Annotated in this window: 16 protein-coding genes, 2 tRNA genes and 1 pseudogene; 9 read left to right on the top strand and 10 right to left on the bottom strand. The window is 41.4% G+C overall.

Going from position 1 to position 19,210, the window contains the following annotated elements; genetic code table 11:
- The first annotated feature begins 127 nt into the window (after nucleotides 1-127).
- Nucleotides 128-685, top strand: a complete 558-nt coding sequence (locus tag ACED45_RS16865) for a hypothetical protein (protein WP_371714528.1) — start codon at nucleotides 128-130, stop codon at nucleotides 683-685.
- Nucleotides 686-747: 62 nt separating this feature from the next.
- Entirely contained in the window at nucleotides 748-1,170 is a 423-nt protein-coding gene (locus tag ACED45_RS16860) for a DUF2787 family protein (RefSeq protein ID WP_371714527.1), read from the top strand.
- Between the two features lie 802 nt (nucleotides 1,171-1,972).
- Here ACED45_RS16860 and ACED45_RS16855 read toward each other — a convergent pair.
- Nucleotides 1,973-2,854 (bottom strand): helix-turn-helix transcriptional regulator, encoded by an 882-nt coding sequence (locus ACED45_RS16855; protein WP_065677652.1) that lies wholly within the window; start codon nucleotides 2,852-2,854, stop codon nucleotides 1,973-1,975.
- A gap of 267 nt (nucleotides 2,855-3,121) precedes the next feature.
- On the opposite strand from ACED45_RS16855, the gene ACED45_RS16850 reads away from it, so the two are divergent.
- The gene (locus ACED45_RS16850; protein ID WP_065677653.1) at nucleotides 3,122-3,379 is read left to right on the top strand and encodes a hypothetical protein; all 258 of its coding nucleotides are present in this window, start codon (nucleotides 3,122-3,124) and stop codon (nucleotides 3,377-3,379) included.
- A gap of 300 nt (nucleotides 3,380-3,679) precedes the next feature.
- Nucleotides 3,680-3,847, top strand: coding sequence for a hypothetical protein (locus ACED45_RS16845; RefSeq protein ID WP_010429941.1), 168 nt, complete (start codon nucleotides 3,680-3,682; stop codon nucleotides 3,845-3,847).
- A gap of 271 nt (nucleotides 3,848-4,118) precedes the next feature.
- Here ACED45_RS16845 and ACED45_RS16840 read toward each other — a convergent pair whose 3' ends face one another.
- The 9 genes and pseudogenes from ACED45_RS16840 to ACED45_RS16800 all read right to left on the bottom strand — a co-directional run bounded on the left by ACED45_RS16840 (nucleotide 4,119) and on the right by ACED45_RS16800 (nucleotide 13,795).
- Nucleotides 4,119-5,027, bottom strand: a complete 909-nt coding sequence (locus tag ACED45_RS16840) for a DUF4238 domain-containing protein (RefSeq protein WP_371714526.1) — start codon at nucleotides 5,025-5,027, stop codon at nucleotides 4,119-4,121.
- A 35-nt stretch (nucleotides 5,028-5,062) separates the two neighbouring features.
- On the bottom strand, nucleotides 5,063-5,551 hold the full coding sequence (locus ACED45_RS16835; RefSeq protein WP_371714525.1) for a hypothetical protein: 489 nt from the start codon (nucleotides 5,549-5,551) through the stop codon (nucleotides 5,063-5,065).
- 134 nt (nucleotides 5,552-5,685) lie between these two features.
- Nucleotides 5,686-6,588, bottom strand: coding sequence for a DarT ssDNA thymidine ADP-ribosyltransferase family protein (locus ACED45_RS16830; RefSeq protein WP_371714524.1), 903 nt, complete (start codon nucleotides 6,586-6,588; stop codon nucleotides 5,686-5,688).
- A 378-nt stretch (nucleotides 6,589-6,966) separates the two neighbouring features.
- Complete coding sequence (locus ACED45_RS16825) at nucleotides 6,967-8,997, bottom strand: DNA polymerase (RefSeq protein ID WP_371714523.1); 2,031 nt, start codon at nucleotides 8,995-8,997, stop codon at nucleotides 6,967-6,969.
- Between the two features lie 65 nt (nucleotides 8,998-9,062).
- Nucleotides 9,063-10,874, bottom strand: a complete 1,812-nt coding sequence (locus tag ACED45_RS16820; protein ID WP_371714522.1) for a DNA-binding response regulator — start codon at nucleotides 10,872-10,874, stop codon at nucleotides 9,063-9,065.
- A gap of 2 nt (nucleotides 10,875-10,876) precedes the next feature.
- Nucleotides 10,877-11,500, bottom strand: coding sequence for a hypothetical protein (locus ACED45_RS16815; protein WP_132968478.1), 624 nt, complete (start codon nucleotides 11,498-11,500; stop codon nucleotides 10,877-10,879).
- Nucleotides 11,501-11,627: 127 nt separating this feature from the next.
- Nucleotides 11,628-11,882 (bottom strand): hypothetical protein, encoded by a 255-nt coding sequence (locus tag ACED45_RS16810; protein ID WP_065677658.1) that lies wholly within the window; start codon nucleotides 11,880-11,882, stop codon nucleotides 11,628-11,630.
- A gap of 39 nt (nucleotides 11,883-11,921) precedes the next feature.
- A complete protein-coding gene (locus ACED45_RS16805) occupies nucleotides 11,922-12,476 on the bottom strand; it encodes a hypothetical protein (RefSeq protein ID WP_065677659.1) in 555 nt (184 codons plus the stop codon).
- A 558-nt stretch (nucleotides 12,477-13,034) separates the two neighbouring features.
- Nucleotides 13,035-13,795 (bottom strand): annotated as a pseudogene (locus ACED45_RS16800) (IS5 family transposase).
- A 782-nt stretch (nucleotides 13,796-14,577) separates the two neighbouring features.
- Here ACED45_RS16800 and ACED45_RS16795 point away from each other — a divergent pair.
- The 5 genes from ACED45_RS16795 (at nucleotide 14,578) to ACED45_RS16775 (ending at nucleotide 18,876) form a co-directional block, all read left to right on the top strand.
- On the top strand, nucleotides 14,578-15,840 hold the full coding sequence (locus ACED45_RS16795; protein WP_065677092.1) for an ABC-three component system protein: 1,263 nt from the start codon (nucleotides 14,578-14,580) through the stop codon (nucleotides 15,838-15,840).
- A gap of 3 nt (nucleotides 15,841-15,843) precedes the next feature.
- Nucleotides 15,844-16,326, top strand: coding sequence for a three component ABC system middle component (locus tag ACED45_RS16790; protein ID WP_065677091.1), 483 nt, complete (start codon nucleotides 15,844-15,846; stop codon nucleotides 16,324-16,326).
- The gene (locus tag ACED45_RS16785) at nucleotides 16,323-18,284 is read left to right on the top strand and encodes a DUF3732 domain-containing protein (protein ID WP_371714521.1); all 1,962 of its coding nucleotides are present in this window, start codon (nucleotides 16,323-16,325) and stop codon (nucleotides 18,282-18,284) included. Before ACED45_RS16790 ends, ACED45_RS16785 begins: the two co-directional genes overlap by 4 nt.
- Before the next feature lie 367 nt (nucleotides 18,285-18,651).
- Nucleotides 18,652-18,738: transfer RNA gene (locus ACED45_RS16780), tRNA-Leu, on the top strand.
- 64 nt (nucleotides 18,739-18,802) lie between these two features.
- Nucleotides 18,803-18,876: transfer RNA gene (locus tag ACED45_RS16775), tRNA-Cys, on the top strand.
- The last annotated feature ends 334 nt before the right edge of the window (nucleotides 18,877-19,210 follow it).

The following is a 19,210-nucleotide window of genomic DNA, read 5'->3' as shown; positions in this document are numbered from 1 at the left end:
GATGATCTGATCGTAGCTTTAAGCATTAGTTCCCTGATTTAGGAAACAAAGCCTCTCACCCTGTACAGATTTTGTTACCACAAGCAGAGTCGTTATAACTTAAGCCAAACAATAAGGAGAAATATGTATGTCCCGAAAAACCGCTAGTAACAAAAATAAAGCCGATAGCGAAGTAGAAGTTATTGAAGAAAACTTACCGACAGGATTGGAACCGGAGAAAGTACAAGAGACACAAGACCAAGATAATCAGGAAGCAATAGAGTGTGAGAATACTTCCATTCTGCTATCCGGGAAAGCAAAAAAGCTTAGTCCAAAGAGCGAAAGTTGCATTTATTTCGACTTGGTCAAAATAAGAGGAGATGAAGAACTGTATCTAAAGCTAACGGGTAATGACAGTGGGGGATTATTCACCAAAGAGCTTATTCCAATGAAAAAACTTATAAATATTCTTAAGGAGTACAAAGATAAATCATTTAAAAGTACAGTGTTAAAACCAGCAATAATCGGCGGAAGTGCGAATAATCCATCATTTATAGCTAGTACGCTAAGATCTGATGCGATGGGACTAATAAAGGCTGCGCCAAATAGTCTGTTTCTTCACGTTCTGTCGCCAGATTTTGATGTACGTTGTAATAAACTGATCGCATTAGTTGACGCTGACGGAACCCCTGAAACCACTGCATAACCCCCTTTCATACCGCGCACTAGCCAAGAGCGCAATCCACGTAAAATCAAAGAGCAATTATTATGAAACTAACCTATGGCGAACAGCTAGGGCTCTCCGTGTCTGACGCTTTTAAACAACTAATCAATGATGAAGTCGGTAAACATCAAATTAGCGATGACGTTACCACAATTACGCTTAATTACCGTGATAGTTTATATTCCCCTGAAGATGGAGGATTCCACCCAATCGAGTTACGTTTCGAAAAGAAAGGTGACTGCTGGTATCTGGCTTACCTGACGGACTTTTCCTATGCTGGCCTTTACTCCGAACTTGAGAAAGAAGTCGATTTCGATGTGAATCACGGTGTTGCCTTTATACGGTTCATGGGGGAAGTGCCACTAAGCAGGCCAGATGTTCAAGACTTCTTTAACACCTACCAGGCTAACTTTATCAGTTATGTAGAAATGGAAGCTTACGATGACGTTAAGCTAACTGTTGACTGAAACCAAGTACCAGACCGGGACAAGAAATGAACAGGAGAAATTTTCACGTTGTTTTGGTCTGTGAATTGGACAAGCCATCATACCAGTGCAAACAAGGTGTGATGGCTTTTGCCTTTTCATTACAGGTTACTAAGCCAAGGGATTAGAAAATCCTTGTAAGAGAGCAGCTGAATTATCTGAGATTATTACCTTTTCTGAAATGAAGACTTAATTCTTTTAAGCAAAAGCTGTGGCAAAGATATCGTGTAAGCTATTTCGGTTAGTAAAAGCTAAGACTGAAAAGAGGTGTGATGTGTTCGTGTACGGTCAAAGCGGCCACGGAGCCTAAATCACATTGTTATAAGGTGAACTGGCCGGTTGATGGGGGACGGATTAGTAATCGGCTATTCCGGCCCCATTACCATTACTGGCAATGAGGAAGGGTAATGGATCGCCAAACGGACAACTTTCGTTAAACGTGATGCACTCTAACGATAGCCAGAGGTGATTGAATCTGTAATTTCAATAGCTATATATTATTAACAATTCGGCCCCTAGCGGGTTATTTATTAGTTTATTAGGATGTACTAAAAAATGGCAACGTTTTAAGTTTTCCCTTATTCGGTATCAGTCTACGATTCCATCAAGTCAAGGGCTTTGCATGCGGAGCATGGAAAGACAAGAAAATGGTTCATACTGGAATGTTCAAGGCTAGGGCCGAGGAGTTGGGTAACTCGCGGCTTGATTATGTAGCGGGATGTCTACGACGGAGATGCCAGCCAACACCAAGATTTAGACGGTGATTGACTAGGAACTGTGGCTTTTACATGACGGTGTTCAGGTAGATCTGAAGTTCTTGCTTCAACTGGTACCGTAACCAGTCGGGTGACAATACCTCTGCATCAGGAAGCCACGCCTTTAGCTGACGAAGCAAGTGTGGAATGTTATTGGTTTGGTTACAGGCTAATACGTCTCCGGAATTCAGTACTTTCAACACTCGAAAATCATGGTCGGTGCTTTCATTGAAGAAGGCATCGGCAATGCGTCCTCGAATCTGTATAACCACGTCGACAGGAGTTATTGACTCAACATCTGATCGCCAACCAGTGATGATCTGCTCGACGTTAGTATCGGGAGAGTATTTGTCCTCATATCGGACTAACTCGGAAATTCTGGCAACTCTGAGTAAATCTAGGCGGTTTCTGTGTGCTCCGGCGAGATACCAGAGTCCTCTATCGTTCACCAACCGGTATGGGTGGAACTGATCATAGGCCTGTCCATCGCAGACAAAGCTGATTACGTGCCGTAGTTGAACCGATTCGATAAGTTTCTGGAACATAGAAGCGTTTTCGCTGATGTCTTCAATCCGTGGGTTCTTGAATAGAAACGGCGGCGTCGATTTGTTGTTAAGCACTCCGTTACTCAGGTAGTGCTTGCCCGAAAACAGGGTGTCTAGTCCCATGTTGGCAAGTAATGTTGATATTTCGTGGCTAGTCTGCTTACCCAAGACTTTTGGATCAAGAAAATAACATGCACCTTCGCGTTGAATAGGGAGGTAATTTAATCGCTCATTGAAATCCCGCTGCAGGGTTCTTTCACTCACACCGAACTCTCGCCTCAATTCTTCCAGACATAGCCGTTCTCCCGTATTCAAACGGGTCAAAATAATACCAAGTCTTTTCGCTAGGGTGTCGTGTTCTTTCATGCTACGCATTTTAGATAGACCACTCGTCAGGGCATGTCGTGCTTTGAGAGAATCCGATTATTTCTAGCGAAACTTCATAAGGTTACTGATATTGCTATAGCTTTTATTGGTCGCCAAAGCGTATGTCTGACAAGGCATATGTAACTTGAGTGAAATTGATTCACTCGTCTCGACATTACCTGTCGATCACCCTCTTTAAACTATTAACCATTCTCGCTTTCGGTGCCTTTACCGATGGCGTCATGACGTATTCAAGGAAACAACACAATGAAAAAATCAATCATCCTGCTAGGTCTATCGTGTCTATTCGTTACCACATCATCATTCGCTGGCGGTACGCTCGGCGGTAATCCGGCTGACATTTCGAAGATAGAAAAATCCTGGAATGGGAAAGCAGGTAAACAAGTTTACTCTCAGTCTGGCCAACGTATTGAGTGGTATGCCGATGCCTGTGGAACAATGAATGGTCATGTCACTGATGTGACTCAATGCAGCCCAGATACCCCGAAAGGTAAAGCACAATAAGTTTTGTTGCGGAGCTTGGCTCACGATATCTCAGTTTCGAAATTGGAACTCTCTAGGCTGCGGTATCAATGAGCTCCGCAACACACTAATCAACCAACAAGAAGGAGCCTTTACATGGCGATTAAATCAATAACAACATTAGTCACAACCTGTCCTGCATGTGGTGAGCGTGCATATGATGATGGTAGCTGTCAGGTGTGCGGCCAGTCTCACTAAAGCTACATTAACAAAAACTCTAAAGGGTCATGTTCTTCATCGAGCATGGCCTTTTTTCATATCTATATAAAGAGGTAGGGAAGTATGCAAAGTAAAACATTCTCACAATCAAAGAAGAACACTGGTATCCGTGGTGCTCAAGTCGGTGCTGCGATTGGTGCTAGATATTGTCCATACCCATATTCCATATTAATTGGGGGAATCGTTGGGTACGTAATTGCTATCGTCGCCGACGAGGTTATTGATGATTGATGGATAAGCTTGATAAGCAGGGGATAACCTCTGCTTTTTTTGTTAAAGGGTAATTAGGTCCAAAAAGGTGGACGCATTTCCTTTATAAAATTGACTCATTAAGGAATGTCGTCCACTTTCGTTCACGCAGTGATTGGACTTGAATTTTTTGAGTTCTGAGTGTCTCCAAATTATTTTTGGACAAAACTGAGTCAATTACATTATTAAATTAGATTATTACGGATTAGGTTTTGTATGGAAAAGGCTGCAAAATGTGTGAGCTAACGCTGTGTTATGTAATTGCATTCTCGGGATAGTCTGGAGTTAGTTTTTCTATGCCCCATTCTGGGTAATCACAACCATCAGCTATGGACATGATTTTTCTTATACTTTCGTATGCCGGCCACACATTCTCTACTTCTGTAACGTGTAGCGAAAAAGGCGGCTGTGTATATGACCCCAACACTTCAGTAAACATGGTGTCTGATATAACGCCCGCATGATCGGGACTCAAAATTAACGAACGATATGCAGATTTAGCCAAATAAAAATTTACCATGTGAGCCCACCCTTTAGGCATTTCGTAACCCATTGTTGGATTGCTATTCTGCTCAAAAGGATTCCAATTTTCACTCATTGGCGTAGCAACGAAACATAAATGAGGAGTTAGAGGATAGACGAGGTAGCTATTTCGAAGTTCGATAAAGCCAGTTTGTAAAACAGGGTTGTCAGTTCTTACTAAGTAATCGTCACAATGCGTTTTCAATAACAACCAATTTCTATTAGCAACAAAATTCAAATCAAGGCACTCTTGGCAACCTACTCGATCGCACATTGGCTTTGATTTCACTCCTGTTAATTCAACAGCTGTCTTTTCGTATTCAATGTAGCTAGGTGTTCGAACTAGCTGAGACAGAAGAAATTGTGCCCATAGAAATCTTTCATCTCTACTTAACTCATTATAAGTGATAAGCTTTTCGTAAATCGGAGCAACTTTAGTCTCTAAGTCTTTATCTAAAGAGTTCTCTACTTCCCAAGTATATAAACCTCTCTTTCGACCCCACTGCTTTTTGCCTTTGCTTTCTTTTTTAACTGATGTTGTGTACTCACACCAGAAATAGGACATGAAGTTAGACTCGTCAGCCCAGTACTTGTTACTAAACTTTGGCACGTAATGGGATAAAGGTTTTTTCTTTGCCACTAGTTACTTACTCCTGTAAATCATATAACGCTTTATTAGCCCAAATCCCCAAACGGATTTTTCAAATATTGCCCTAAGATTTCCGCTGCTACATCTGGTGTTTTGTCCGCTAACTTATCGACAACCTGAATTCCCTTTTGCTTCCAGTAACCGTCTGGAACAACTGCGTAATGGAGAGAGTCTCGAATCACTTCTAGTTCTTGTAGGCGATGTTTGGCATTAACTTGAAGACGACAATCATGTTGCTCATGTAATTGACCGTTACGACTACGCCACATGAATTCATAATTCTTGAAGTTGTTGCTCAAGAAGGTAACAGTTTTCTGAACAAGACGCTGATGTGTTCGTATATTTTCCTCACCATCCATCCACATTATCGTTTGCCTATTGGGGTCGTAATTATGAACAGGGATGATTTTGGTTTCTTCATACCACAAGGTCCATTCTTGAATAATGCTATCAAGCTCACTTTTAACCCACGATTTCCTAGGGTTTAGAATTTCCAAGCTTTCAAAGTACTGCATACCTTCCTCATTTGGGCTAACGCCGTGTTAAGTGCCGCCCTACCTAATCCATTGTACCGTAAGCACAAAATCCAACTAGAACTGAAAACTCCAAGCGTTGGGAGCCTGTCTTAACCGCTTTTGTTATAAAATGACTATAACCAGTCGTGATCAACTCGATTATCGAATAATTCAGGGCTAACTTTGGCATCAATACCGTTTAAGTGATCTTTGTATTTTGACAACATATCCTCGTCAGCAAAGTGAGCAGCTATAATGTAACTACGATCTATCTTATCGAAAACAAGAATCTCGGCTTGAGGGTCTGAAGGGTAATTGTCTGGTAGTTTTCGCTCATCACGTGATGGCAACTCTTCAATATCGTCAAACATTTTCTCAAAGGCTGTAGCCATTTTTCGGTTCTCGATAACCTCTGATTTCACCTCGCGTGAAGCAGCATTTCTCTCAAAAAATGCCGACTCTTTATCCAAGATAAGTTCCGGAGATAGCTCCAGCACAACCCAATTCTGTCGAGGGTTTTGAACACGCTTGATAAAAAACATTCTATATTGCGGAAAACTAATCGAAATACAGTTTGCATCAAGAAAACCATCAGAGCGATTTACATCTGTAAATTTGAAATCACCATCCTTAAGTTGAGCTCTTGGGATCAAACCCTGACTAGCGATAGCTTCTAGGTTTTCTATTTTTGAAAAATGATATAACGACTCAATCTTTCTATTATTGATGATGCCTTTGACACCATCACTTTCTATAGACTCATCTGAATCGTATTCATCGAATTCGTAGGAGGCATCACTAAAATGAAAGTCTTCTTCAGCGACCTCATCGGAGGTCATATACAGCTCGTAATAACTATTTGAACCTCTATATTCGATGTGATGTTCACAGTGCTCACAAACTAAATTATCCCAGAATTCAACCGCACTGTCTTTCATGCGTTCCGCCATAAAGTTCGGTTCTGGGACTATAATCGTTTGTTCAATAAGTTTCGCACAGCTAGGGCAAACTACCCTAATATCGGACAACATACTCATTTTTCACTCCTAGCCTTATAGCCACGACATACGGCCCTTCGCCGTATTCCATGCCAATATAATGCAGCCTTTCATCTATCACTTCAATTTACAATCAATAGCTTAGTGAACAAATTGAGAAGTTAGACTGCTTGGTGAAGCATAATGTCTATATACATTGAACTCAGATAACTTTTTGTAGGCAAAACCGTCATTAACAGGATACGAGTTAGTAAAAGCACTAACGAGAAATGGGACTTAAGTGTGCTAGGGCATTGGTGTCACTACGATAGCTCTCCAATCAACTAAGTATCGATTTACCAGCCATGATTTGAGAACCAGAAAAAGTGGTCACAAAACCTTGATAATAATTCCATTAGGCTTTGCGTCCAGTTTTGGTCATTTAGCTAGCCACACATCAAGTGTGTTCGGATCACCATCTTTGGTCCAACAGTCTGGTTGGCTTATGTTGATATCAGACCTTATCTTCAACTGTGGGTACATTTCCTGAACCACTTGGGTCATGATCTGCGCTGTTAACTCACTGACTACATTTAAGTGTTCTTTAGATACTTCGAAAACAAAGGCATCGTGCATCGCAACGATCAATTTGGCGTTGTAACCTTTATATAACTGATGAAGTCGATTTCCGGCTGCTTTGAACAAGGCTGCTGCTGTACCTTGTACTGGCATGTTTACCATCCAATTTTTCTCAGTGTGGCCGCGCTTAGCATCCAATTGGCGGTATCGGTGCAATCCCGTTGCAGTGCTGACATGCCCTCGCAGAGTGCCATACCGGGGCATTCTCTTAATGGCTTTTTGCAGTTCGGGAAACATCGATAGAAACTTATCCATCAGCTCCGTGGCCTTGTTGACACTGATATTGAGTTTTTTCGCTATTCCGAAGCTGGTGATACCGTAAATTAGGCCAAGTGTACATTGCTTCATGATGGCTCGTTTCTCTGGATGTTTCTCTTTGAAGGCCGACGAATCGCAGCTGCGGTATTCTGATTCTAACTCTTCGCTGAAGAACTCTTGTGCCATGGCTGTGTATAGGTCGCCTTGGTTGTACATCTTGACTAAGTTTGAGTCGCCATACACGCCAGCAGCAATCGCCACCTCAATCTGTGCCAGATCGACTTCTCCAATCGCGTAACCGTCTTGTGCAACCACTAACGGACGAAGGACAGCAGGAAGACCTAAGATATTCGGCGCAACGGTAGCCTGTCGGCCTGTCGCAGCCGTAAGCTGTTTTTGTTCTGGGTGAACGCGTCCGTCACTACCGACAATACCGGGCTGTAAAATGACGTCTTTGTAGACAGAATCGATATGCGTATATTTGGCCAAGAATGCCACAGCAGGGTGCAAAGCATAGTTTTTGCTTAGCATTTCACGTTTAAAATTATAGTCGTCACCATCTTTGAAGTGATGTAGTAATCCGAGTGAAGCAAAAAGCGCTTGTTTTTGATGCTGGCTATTGGGGTTTGTCATCCCTAGTTGTGCGAGCTCTTGACTGTATAGATTAAATTTACGCTCGCACGCTTCGAGAATTTGACTGCACTTATCTCTGCATACTTTAAAGCCGTTCCACTCGATAGCGGCGTTAGTCACGATCCAAGGCATCTCAATACTGATAAGGTGTTGGTGGATACCAAAGATGAGGCAGGATTGGCTTTGTGGTAGATACAGTTTTGCCACCGTGATGCTGAGCTGCGACGTCCGTTCAATCTGGAAGGCAGAAAAAGACTGGTGGTCTTGCTCAGAGCCCATCTGTAACTTCACGCTGGAAGCGAGGCCGTTTTGTACATTGTAACGTTGAGCTGTCTCCGCTAAGCCATAAAACACCATGTTCTGTTCAGCCAATGTTTTTTGGGCTTGTATCTTTTCGACCGTTGAAATACCTTGTGCGGGCTTAGCGTTATTGTGTTGACCAAGATATCTGGCTTTTTCTGCAATGCAGGTATCCCACCAATATCTGGGCTCGTGTAGGCCCAATGACCAAATACAGTGCAGGTCAGATTTGGCGTCGTGGGTTACGTAGGTCACAGGCAGATCGAAAAGGCTTTGTAGTTTTGGACTAATCGAGGGAGTCGCAACGTCAATGACGAACGAGTGCAGCGCTAGTGAGTTACTTGTGTTCTCCATCAGCGTCATGCTGAGTAAGCGTGGAGTCATGGACGAAATATCATATCTGTCATTGCCGTTCGGTAGCGTGACTACCGGAGTCGAGTAAGTGAATTGAAAGCTGAGACTGACAGCGGATAGAGTTAATTGGTATGCCAGATCAATCAATTGTTCGAGCTCGGCTTCATGCTGAATGAACTGAGTTTTCCCGATGGTATGTGACGTATCTTGAGGCAGAATCAAGGCACTCGATGGTGGGTTTGTTCTCTTTTTTAGATGCGCTTGGGTTCCAGGTAATAATTCCATTGCATGACCTTTAAGTTGTAAGGAAAGCATTTCTGACAATGCCTTCCTTGCTGAGTTAGTGTTGGTTATCCGGTCTTATGGCGTCGAACGGTTCGAGTGCTGATCCCAAGAGTTGAAGCAATCTCTTGCTGCTTAATCCCGTCGGCTATCATCTGATTGATCTGCTCTGACAGGCTTGCCGACGTTCGGGCTTGCTTGCTTTTTAAACAGAAGTGTTTTCGCAGTTGATCTAGATTGGTGTACTCATGGTCGTAACCCGACTTTGGTGCATCGTTATTTTGAAACGTGATGATTTCACGCGATTTTGTAAATGGGCGAACACGTCCAATGGCTTGGATGACGACACCCATTTCTAATGTTTGCAGCATTGGGTTTACGACTTTAGCGACATCAGAGTACCGATACTTTTGATCTGTGATGACGCCATAACGCCGTCGAGGGTTGTCAGTGGTTGCAATCGCCACGTCTATTCGCTCATCCTCGGCTCGTAGATCCTGAATCGCGTTGTTAAGTATGTCTTGGGTTACGTAATAGCTGTTTAGGCAGTAGCAGCAATCGAACTCCTCGAATTGATTAATACCGATGACCCCGTAATGGATCATGGGGACTAAGGTCATATCGTCACACTCTGCGTAAGCGCTTGCGGGAACCACACGAATATCCTGAACCCCTTCCTCTGCCAGAAATTGATTGAACAAGGAAACGCAGTGGTCGACGTGTTTCTGTTTAGAGACCAACAATACGCGTTTTCCTTCTCTCACTCGTTGGAGCGTCAATTGGGCGAAGGTATCTAGGATTTGTGGTGAGTTTTTCTTAAAGTTTGTCGCAGTCCCAATTGAGGACGCGATATTGTGCCAAATCGTCGATTCCCCTCGGAACTCAATGTGAGAGTAAGGGCTATAAAAATCCATCCCGAGCTTAAGTTTGAGTATGTCCGGGTAGGTGGTGCCGCTGTATAGCACTGTGTCGTATCCCGCATTGACTGGCGGCGCAGGAAAGTGAATTGAACCATCCGCTAATTTTTCGCGTGATTCTACCTCAGACACTCCGAAGCTTTGAATGTCATACAGAATATTGATGAAACGATCGCCAAATATGCGATCGCCAATACTGGTGATTTGAGTGATCTGATCTGGAAAAATTGCAGGGCAGCGCCACGCAGAAATATCGCGCAGTTCCTCCGTCGAGGCCTGTCGTAAACATTCTAGGTAGTGCGTTAGAGTGCCTTTTACATAGTCTGATAGATGACTCTCTTGCACGGCTTCTAGGGTTTGTTCAATCGATATGGGCGATATGCATCGACTGTAATGGTTTATGCTCACATTGGCTTCATCGAAAATGACTAAAGCATTGTTTGCTTTCGCCATCGTTACGATGTGTTGGATGAAGTAGGGGTTACGCACGAAGTGGGATTGAGCTGCATATACAATTTTCGCCCCATTCAAATTCTTGCCGTATTGGTCGGGCCAAAAACACTTATCTTTATTTGGACAAAGGGCGCAAATGTGCTTTTTGCCCAGTAGACCTAAGTTTCTACATTCGTAGCCTTTCCAGCTCAGATCGCGAGTTTCACCACACAACTTGCTGGGACGGGGTTGTATATTGACAACTTTAACATCGGCTGGAGGGCTTTGAAGGGGCTTTCTTTCTTCAAGAATTCTTCGAGTCGGCGCCGAGACAATGACGCAATCATATGTTTTCGACTCCAACGCCAAAGTGGTCAACTTATCCAGTTGGTACGACTTACCAACGCCTACCATCCAGTCGTTGAGCACGTAGTGGTGTTGCGTCAGCATCTCAAGCATAGCCTGAGCACTATTATTAAAACGAAATTCAGCGAGGCTTTCGGCCCCGCTGATGATGACTGGATTAACCATAATCAAGCCACACCTTTGAAACGTAGGCGTCTCTCGATCTCTGGGATATCTCGCAGTTCGTCGTCGGTCAAAATACGGTAGATATCAGACAAGCGTATTTCGCCAGAATCGAATGAGTCGGAAAACGCGGTAATTTTATCTTCATCGATAGTGGCGTACTCGGGGAGGGCAGTCGCATGAACATCATAGTTGAAGCCATTTTTCTCAATTGACACGAGTTGACCGCCCTTGGTGACGTAAGGCTTGATCTGCGGAAACAAGGATTTTGGCTTTTCGGATGGTGGAACAGCCAACACCTTCACCTCTCCCTCAATGTGATCGTAGACGGGAAATAGGTAGCGGCTATCTAATTTAATTTGAGCGCGGCACATCAGACAATCGGATCCACTGCACTGAAGGAACCCGAAGCCATTCATGTAGTGAAAGTAGACTTTCTCTGCCATAGGCGTAAAGAAGGTCAGCTCTGCGGACGAATTCTTTAAATCAACAGCCTGAAGTGCCAGAGGTGCAAAGTTAGGTTGGTTACTTGAATCGCCGTTAGGAAAATCGTTGAAATTCACCATAGAGTTGCGGCCATGTGTTTCGTAGTTTGCCGAAGTATGTGTGTTGTTTGAGTAGTTCATCATGTGCTCCAAAATTTATTCTTGATTCGGCAGCCAATATATTGGCTGCCGAATTTGAGGTATAAGAAGGCCGTCACCGAGAGGCTCGGCTAGTCAAAAATCAAAGTAAAAAAGTGGTGTTGCTAAAGGGTTAGTGTTTTTCGACGGTTTTAATGGCTTCGGATAGTTGCTCAGCAGCCAGCTTATATCCCCAATTCGACTTAATAGTTAAGCGTTGTTCAAACTCACGAGTGATGGCGTCTAGGTTGTCTATACGGCCAACTTGCGCCTGTACTTCGATTGCGGATTCGACAAATTCTTCCATTCGGACTTTCTGACCTTTGCAGGTGTGTCGTTTGGCTTTGTTTGTGTAAGTGATGAGTAGAGCTTGAGTACTAAATGGCATGAGATTTTTTCCTTGGGTTTTATTGATATATTGAATCAGTTATTTGTTTAGGTCGTGCTCAAGTGCGGATTTGACATTAAAGTCAAAATCATCAATTGAGTAAAAGCAGTCGATAGCCAGTGAATGGGTGGCAGCAGAAAAAAGTTCGAGTATTTCAACCTTAGTCATTTCAATATGCTCGATCACATATGCCATTGCATCGTAGATGGACTGAGGTAGCCCTTTTAGGTTGCTTTTATTGTGAATACAACTGAACGAAGCTCTTTCCAGATTGGGAAACACAACATTTGTAGTTACTTCAATATCTGCATCGTTGATGGCTTCTGCATGGGAACCAATCCATTCTTTCATTTCAAAAATATGTTCAATGGGATCACCAATTTCGCTCAAGTAATGGTTTTGAGCGATGGTGATTGCTGTGGATCCGTTTGAGTAATCGCATTCGCCGTTATAGCACTCTTCTGAATCAATAATGTTATCGATGTCAGCAGGTAATTTTGATGGAGCGAACACCAAGTTGTACGCCAGCTTAACGTAGTGAGCGACGTTAGATGGTGAAACAGAGTTAGTTAATGTTGTTAATTTAGTATTCATTCTTTAATTCCGATAGTATGATTTATTCAATTAAATCAGGAGTTAAGTTTTCCTGATGAACATAAATTTGCCCTATAAAATTGATTTTGAAAAGTGCGTATAAATGGCAGGAAATTTGTTCTTGATTTTTTTTAAACATGGTTGATAGCCCCTCAGAATGGTTCTCGCGAGGGTAGACGCTTTTTGAAAGGAAAATTGAGTTTATCCGCTTGTTTAAAGACGTTCTGAGAGCGAGTGAACTTTTACTTTTGTGATGAAAGTCTGGTTTTTTAGTTGTGGTGTTACCGATCGATACTACTAAATCCGGCTTAGAGCTTTATCTCATTGTTTTATATGAGCCTAATATTTAACCAAGTCAATACGACCGGCATTGGTGGCTTTGGTCATCGATGCCGGATTTTTTGTTTTAGTGGCGCCGCCGTCGACGTCAGTAAACTCATGCGGATAATCAGGTGATGTGATTTTGCTGGTGAATTTCGGAGTGATTCGGGGTAGGGTTTCTATGGGCTTTGTTGCGTAATTCGGACAGAAAATCAAATAGCCGAGATTGAGTGATTATTAAACAATACACTGAGTTTCAGGCATACCAAGCCCTGTAAGCTTGTTCAGCGCTTTAATCATGGCGTAGGTTTCGCCAACTTGAGCATTGAAGTTTCTCAGGCTTAACCTCCCACCTAGCAACTGCTTCACGCGATACATGGCTGTTTCAGAGAGCGAACGCTTGTGATAACCATAACGCTTTTTCCATTTCTTGTTGGAGCCGTAGAGCTTCTGACAACCTACTGCTAAATTGCGAGGGTGCCCTAGCTCCCAGAATGCAGCTCCTTCTCGTGGCGGGATAAGCGGAACCGCTCGCTTTATCCGTATGGCATCAAAGCAATTTCTTGTGTCATAAGCGCCATCACCTGATATCTCAATGATTTTGCGACGTGTCTGTTTGAGTAAGTTGGGGAGCACTTCGGTATCAGTTACGTTAGATAAACTCAGCTCTGCTGCGACTATTTCGTGGGTGCTTGTATCTACTGCGATATGCAGTTTACGCCAGACTCTACGCTTCCCCCCAGTATCATGCTTTTTGACCTTCCATTCACCTTCGCAATAAACCTTGAGACCTGTAGCAACAATTGCATAGAGAAAACTCGTTTCGCCATTAGTGTGGTAATTAAGGATATGTCGCTGAATCGGCGTGGTCTAACCCGTTTGCCTTGTTTCCACTCGGAAATCGCTTCCGCGTCAATCTAAAAGGTCAGAGAACCACGGCTTATTAAGGCTTGATTACACTGCTTCCAGTTGGTTGTTTTGTAACGAGGTTTAGACATGAGGTTGCGACGATTGATAGGGATAGCCGCACAAATCGTAGCTTCTAGATTAAGTTCCATCGACTTAAGCAACAAAGCCGGCCTAGAATTGTTGTTTCATAATGAAGCCGATAAAAGCCCCAACGGCAGATAGCACTACAGAGCTAATCTGGCATGAGTCAGGAGTTAGATTTGGATTGGAACATAAAATCTAATGGATATACACCAGTCACCAGTGTCGTAAATATCGAGCAACGTAAACTGGACGAAAAACCTAAATAAAAGTTATAGAAAGGATTTATGTCCACCTAAATAATGGCCAAAAAATTGACTTACAAAACATGATTAAAACCAGACAGAAAACAACGTTGCTGATTAAATCATATAGAAATTTTCGCAGAATAAGGTCAAGAGCCATTCCATAGCTAATTCGGTGTAAACGACCCGCAAGCTATAACTAGAGCATGGAGAATGCGCGGAAAATGCTATTGATCTTTGGGGCATTTAAGGTTGCCGAGCCTCTACTAAGGATAGATAAGGTCTAATGGCCAGAAATATCGTTCACTTCGTCCATAGCTCAAAAATAAGACTAAAAACAGAGTTTTGAGCTTTGGTGCGCGGGTCCATGACAACATATTCTGATATATTAAGATGAGTGTTGTTGATGTTCGTACATCTTCATAATACCCTGTTGTTCATAGTTTCGGTGAGAGCACGTTGCTGGATCATTGCACGTACTTCTACTTTGAACCCGTTCGAGGCTAAGTTGTCGACGGACGTTTTATTATGCTTAGGAAATAGGTATGGAAGAAGACTTACACGGGGAGAGTTCCTCCGGCAGTAATGTGCATTCTGCAACTGGCCCCGCTTTAGGTTATTACTACCAGAGTGTTTATGCCCTTACTCTCTTATTTGATTCAACAAATGACAAAGCTTTTGTCTCAGTGGAGACATGGGATGATGTTGAATTGTGTGATGGTGCTAGTAAAGAGCTCCATCAGCTTAAACATTCTATTGATGCTGAAAAGAAAATAAGTGTAGCCAGTCGAGAATTTTGGTCAACAATTAATGTTTGGGTTGATTTCATTAGTAAACATTCCTTATCCCAAGGTTTGTTTGTGTTAGTGACGGTTGCTGATATTAAAGAGGACTCGCCACTTAAGGTTCTTTCTGATACGTCAAGTGATAGAAGTATTTTAGTTGAAGAGATGCGGAAAGAGGCCAAAAAAGTTATAGATGCCAGGAAGGAAGTGGAGCTAGATAACAAACAACGAATAAAAAATAGTCAAAAACCAAATTCGTTACCCTATGAAAATAAATACAAAGGCTGTAAGTCTTTTTTAGATATGTCAAATCCTGATCAAGTTAAACTTGTTAATAATATAACTCATAAAAAAGGCGCTTTTCAGATACATGAAGGTAGAAAAGAAGTTGAAAAGGTTATAAGTAAATTATATCCGGAATATATTAGAATGGAACTAGCAAAATTAATATTGTCTTGGTGGGATAGAGAAGTAATTGAAAGTCTCACTGGGGAAAGAGCTAGAGCTATATATGCGGAAGAACTAAAACAGTTTATCGCAGAAAAGGCTGCTATTTTAATTGATGATGGGCTTACAGATGACTCTGATATTCTTAATGATATCTTTCCTGAGCCTAATTTGACGCCGATGCTCGAAAAGCAACTTGACTTGATTAACGCGACTGATAGCCAGAAAAGAAGATCAGCAGTAACTGAAATGAAGGCTAGAAACCAAAGAAGACAATGGATTGAACGAAGGTTATCGTTGGCAACCAAGATAACGCAATATGATTCGAGATTGGTAAGCGAATGGAAAGATCTTTTCGAAGAAGTGACAGAAGATATAGAACAAGAAGCTCAGAAGGTTGAAGTTGGTAAAAAGCTGCTAAAGTGGTCTCACTTTGAAGCTCATAATGAAGTTCCACCTATCCGGTATGGTTGGACAAACCCTGATTTGGTGCGAGGCAGTTACCAAATATTATCTGCGAAGAAATCAGTAGGATGGCATCCTGACTATATGGAACGTATTACTGATGAGGACTAAATTTTGATCTATGATGATGTTTTTGTGGAAACCAATCCTGCATATTGTGCGTTAATATTACATGGCTATATTCAAGGTTTTCAAAGTGAGTCTTCGCAAGGTGTCGAATTTCCATTAGCGTTTCTAGCACTACCTATTTCGATGTCAAGTAATTACGATACATCTTTCAAGAATACGCGTGTAGATACTGGTTTTTTTACTTGGGTTGATAGAAATCCTAATATTATTATTGAGTTGGCTGACTTAATATCAAATACAAAAATAATTACTAAGAGTGCAATTAAATTCGGAGCTGCAAAAAAGATTATAGGAATAAATTCTTTTGGAAGATTGATCTCTGATGGTGAAAATATTATACCTCCAAAAAAGGTGTCGACGAGTAGCGAGTTGGGCAGAATAATAACTAAATCATATAGATTTGGCCAATGGCTAGGTCAAGTTGATTCTACAAGTACAATATATAATCATCTAGGGCTGGAAATATGAAAAGTTGGAATTTAGAAAGTATTAGATTTTATAGCCTTGATGGTAAAACGCGTGACTTAAACTTCTCATTAGGAGAAGTAAATATAATAACTGGCGACTCTAATACTGGTAAAACAGCAATAATTAGAGTAATTGATTATTGTTTGGGTTCCTCATCTTGTAGAATTCCTTCATTTATTAAAGATAGAACTTCATTTGTACTTACGAAATGGACAAATGGAGACGTAGATCTGATTGTTTCTAGGGCTATTCCTAAGAAAAGTGCAAAGACGTCCACTAAAATGTTCGTTGAATATGGTGCTTGTGTTAACGTACCGGGAAAAATCGAAGACTTAAAAGGAAGGGCCAGTTTAGAGCAGGCACGCTTAGCTATTGAGAAGCTATTTGGAATCGGCAATGCTTACCAAGGTGGCGATAGTTCGATAGCAGACAGAAATAGAATATCTATACGTCAAGCGACTCCGTACATGTATCTCACTAAAAACGTAGTGGATAGTGATACGATTCTAATGCATGGACTGGATGATTCTCGAGCTGCACCAATGATTGTAGGTGCAATGCCGTTCTTCCTTGGGGCTCAAAAGGAAGATGAAATAGCGGCGGAGCGCAGGCTAAAGCAACTGGAAAAAATGATTGAAGCTGAGGTGAAGCGAAAAGAAAACTTAAATAAGTCGAACTTGGATTTTATTAATAAATGCCATTCCTTACTTAGGGAGTCACGTCAAGTTGGTATATACGAGAATCAAGAGCTTCCTGTAGAGGCAGACGCTTTGATTGAAAGGTTACTAAATGTTTCCAAATGGGATTTCAAAAAAGTTAATATACCAAATGAAGATGAAATCAATAGTTTAATTAAAGATAAGTCTTGTATTCATTCTGAGATCAGTCGATTGAAGAGAAAAAGGAAGTCGGCGTTAAATATTGGAAGTGAATCGTCATCATTTAAGTCAACAGTAGAAAGTCAAACTAAAAAATTAAAATCCTTAGACCTTTATAACTGTTATGATGTTCATGTATGTCCTATCTGTGACTCTAATATTGCAGAAGTTAACGAAGTTGTTGAAAAAATTAATGGTTCATTTAAGTCGTTAGAGTTTGAAAGAAAAGTTGTATCAAAACATAAACCTAATGTCGATAACCTAATTCGTAGTATCGACGAAGAAATTGAATTAAATACGCGAGAAATAGTGAATTTAGATAACAATATAAAATCATTAATTGCTGAGTCAGAGGAAGCGAAAAGATTTAATAACCTTTCACAGAGAGCAGCAAGGATTTCGGGTAGGGTTTCATATTTTTTGGATTCGCATGATTTCAACTCTTCATTTGATTCAACAAGGCTCAATGCGTATATAGAAGAAAAAGAAGAGCTAGAGGAAAGGTTTAATATTGAGAGGAAGATGCAAAGATTAAGTATAATTGAAAATACAATATCTAATTATGCATCGGAGGTTATGAAAGATTTACCGAGAGGAATTCCTTGTGATACAAGCAAAATACAGTTTTTCTCGAAGAAGCCTAGCGTGGTTCTTTACGATAATGAAGCTGGGAGAGAGTATCAGTTTGATGATGTAGGATCTGATGAAAACTATCTCACTATACATTTATCGTTAATATTTGGAATGCAAAGATATCTTAAAGAAGCTAAGAGACCAGTTCCTAATTTTGTTGTAATTGACCAAGTTAGTCGCCCATACTTCTCAATGAAAGAAGGTAATGAGTCTGAAGTTGAGTTAAAAGTAGGCGTGAGTAATACACAAATGGATGAAGATACCTTAGCCCTAAAACAATATTTTGACTTTCTATTTGATGAAGTTGAACGTCGTAGTGGACTACAAGTTCTAGTCTTGGAGCATGCGTATTTTTCTGATGATAAAAGATATAAAAATGCGGTTAAATATCGATGGCATAAGGTTGGGACAGAAAAGTTAATTCCAGAAGAGTGGCCTGTGTCTTAATTTATGTACAAAGTTTCGAAGCGGACATTGGATAGAATATTCTGTCCGCTTCATTTTCATGTTAATCGAATAAACATCCTGTGCTGCATTCTTTGTGCGCTGCTCATTGCCAGTTTATCCTGTGCTTAATTGTTGTGTATAATTCTCTCTCGATTTTAGGTCGAAAAACAAACGTTGGAACGGTTTTTAACCAATTGAATCCAATAAATAAATTTTTTTATTGACTCATTATCTTAATCAGTTAAAGTACGCCTCGTTCTCAGGACAACACAGTTCTAGAGATAAAGAATTTTGTAATGTTGATTCATTTCGACATTAAGATGGTGTTTTACTTTTCAGTAATCGGCATCGCAATAAAGAATTGCGTGCCCTGGTGGTGGAATTGGTAGACACAAGGGATTTAAAATCCCTCGACGTTCGCGTTGTGCCGGTTCAAGTCCGGCCCGGGGCACCATCTATTTGGTTGTTACCTTTTTTGGTAGGAATCAAAAGAGTTGTTCTCTTAAAACACTATTGAAGGCGCCTTGGCAGAGTGGCTATGCAGCGGATTGCAAATCCGTGGACCTCGGTTCGACTCCGGGAGGCGCCTCCATCACTTAAAGTTGAAAGGCCAGCAGAAATGCTGGCCTTTTTGCTATCTGAAATTCCATTTCCTAGCATTACTTCCAAATACCGATGTTTGACCTCTGTTCATTAGTGCCTCTAGGAACAAGTCCTTATCTGATGACTTTCTTTGTCGGTCTTTTCCTTGTGGAAATCTATCATTTACTAAACAACCACCAGTATATTTAAACTAATTGCGCTGTTTGTAAGTGGAATTAGTAGGGAATGGAAAAGGGCGCCTGTCCTTTGGGTCATTAAGTTCTTCATATTTATACATAGTTGCTCATGAACCTGTAACGCTTTCATGAGTTATTACAGTTCTT

The sequence above is a fragment of the Vibrio crassostreae genome (assembly GCF_041439375.1).
Taxonomy (GTDB): domain Bacteria; phylum Pseudomonadota; class Gammaproteobacteria; order Enterobacterales; family Vibrionaceae; genus Vibrio; species Vibrio crassostreae_D.
Note: the sequence above shows the minus strand (reverse complement) of the source record. Positions and strands in the feature narration are given on the sequence as shown.

Excerpts from the sequence above, each read along its gene's own strand:
- ACED45_RS16865 (WP_371714528.1), top strand. The coding sequence starts at position 128 with ATGTCCCGAAAAACCGCTAGTAACAAAAATAAAGCCGATAGCGAAGTA.
- ACED45_RS16860 (WP_371714527.1), top strand. The coding sequence starts at position 748 with ATGAAACTAACCTATGGCGAACAGCTAGGGCTCTCCGTGTCTGACGCT.
- ACED45_RS16855 (WP_065677652.1), bottom strand. The coding sequence starts at position 2,854 with ATGAAAGAACACGACACCCTAGCGAAAAGACTTGGTATTATTTTGACC.
- ACED45_RS16850 (WP_065677653.1), top strand. The coding sequence starts at position 3,122 with ATGAAAAAATCAATCATCCTGCTAGGTCTATCGTGTCTATTCGTTACC.
- ACED45_RS16845 (WP_010429941.1), top strand. The coding sequence starts at position 3,680 with ATGCAAAGTAAAACATTCTCACAATCAAAGAAGAACACTGGTATCCGT.
- ACED45_RS16835 (WP_371714525.1), bottom strand. The coding sequence starts at position 5,551 with ATGCAGTACTTTGAAAGCTTGGAAATTCTAAACCCTAGGAAATCGTGG.
- ACED45_RS16830 (WP_371714524.1), bottom strand. The coding sequence starts at position 6,588 with ATGAGTATGTTGTCCGATATTAGGGTAGTTTGCCCTAGCTGTGCGAAA.
- ACED45_RS16825 (WP_371714523.1), bottom strand. The coding sequence starts at position 8,997 with ATGGAATTATTACCTGGAACCCAAGCGCATCTAAAAAAGAGAACAAAC.
- ACED45_RS16820 (WP_371714522.1), bottom strand. The coding sequence starts at position 10,874 with ATGGTTAATCCAGTCATCATCAGCGGGGCCGAAAGCCTCGCTGAATTT.
- ACED45_RS16815 (WP_132968478.1), bottom strand. The coding sequence starts at position 11,500 with ATGATGAACTACTCAAACAACACACATACTTCGGCAAACTACGAAACA.
- ACED45_RS16810 (WP_065677658.1), bottom strand. The coding sequence starts at position 11,882 with ATGCCATTTAGTACTCAAGCTCTACTCATCACTTACACAAACAAAGCC.
- ACED45_RS16805 (WP_065677659.1), bottom strand. The coding sequence starts at position 12,476 with ATGAATACTAAATTAACAACATTAACTAACTCTGTTTCACCATCTAAC.
- ACED45_RS16795 (WP_065677092.1), top strand. The coding sequence starts at position 14,578 with ATGGAAGAAGACTTACACGGGGAGAGTTCCTCCGGCAGTAATGTGCAT.
- ACED45_RS16785 (WP_371714521.1), top strand. The coding sequence starts at position 16,323 with ATGAAAAGTTGGAATTTAGAAAGTATTAGATTTTATAGCCTTGATGGT.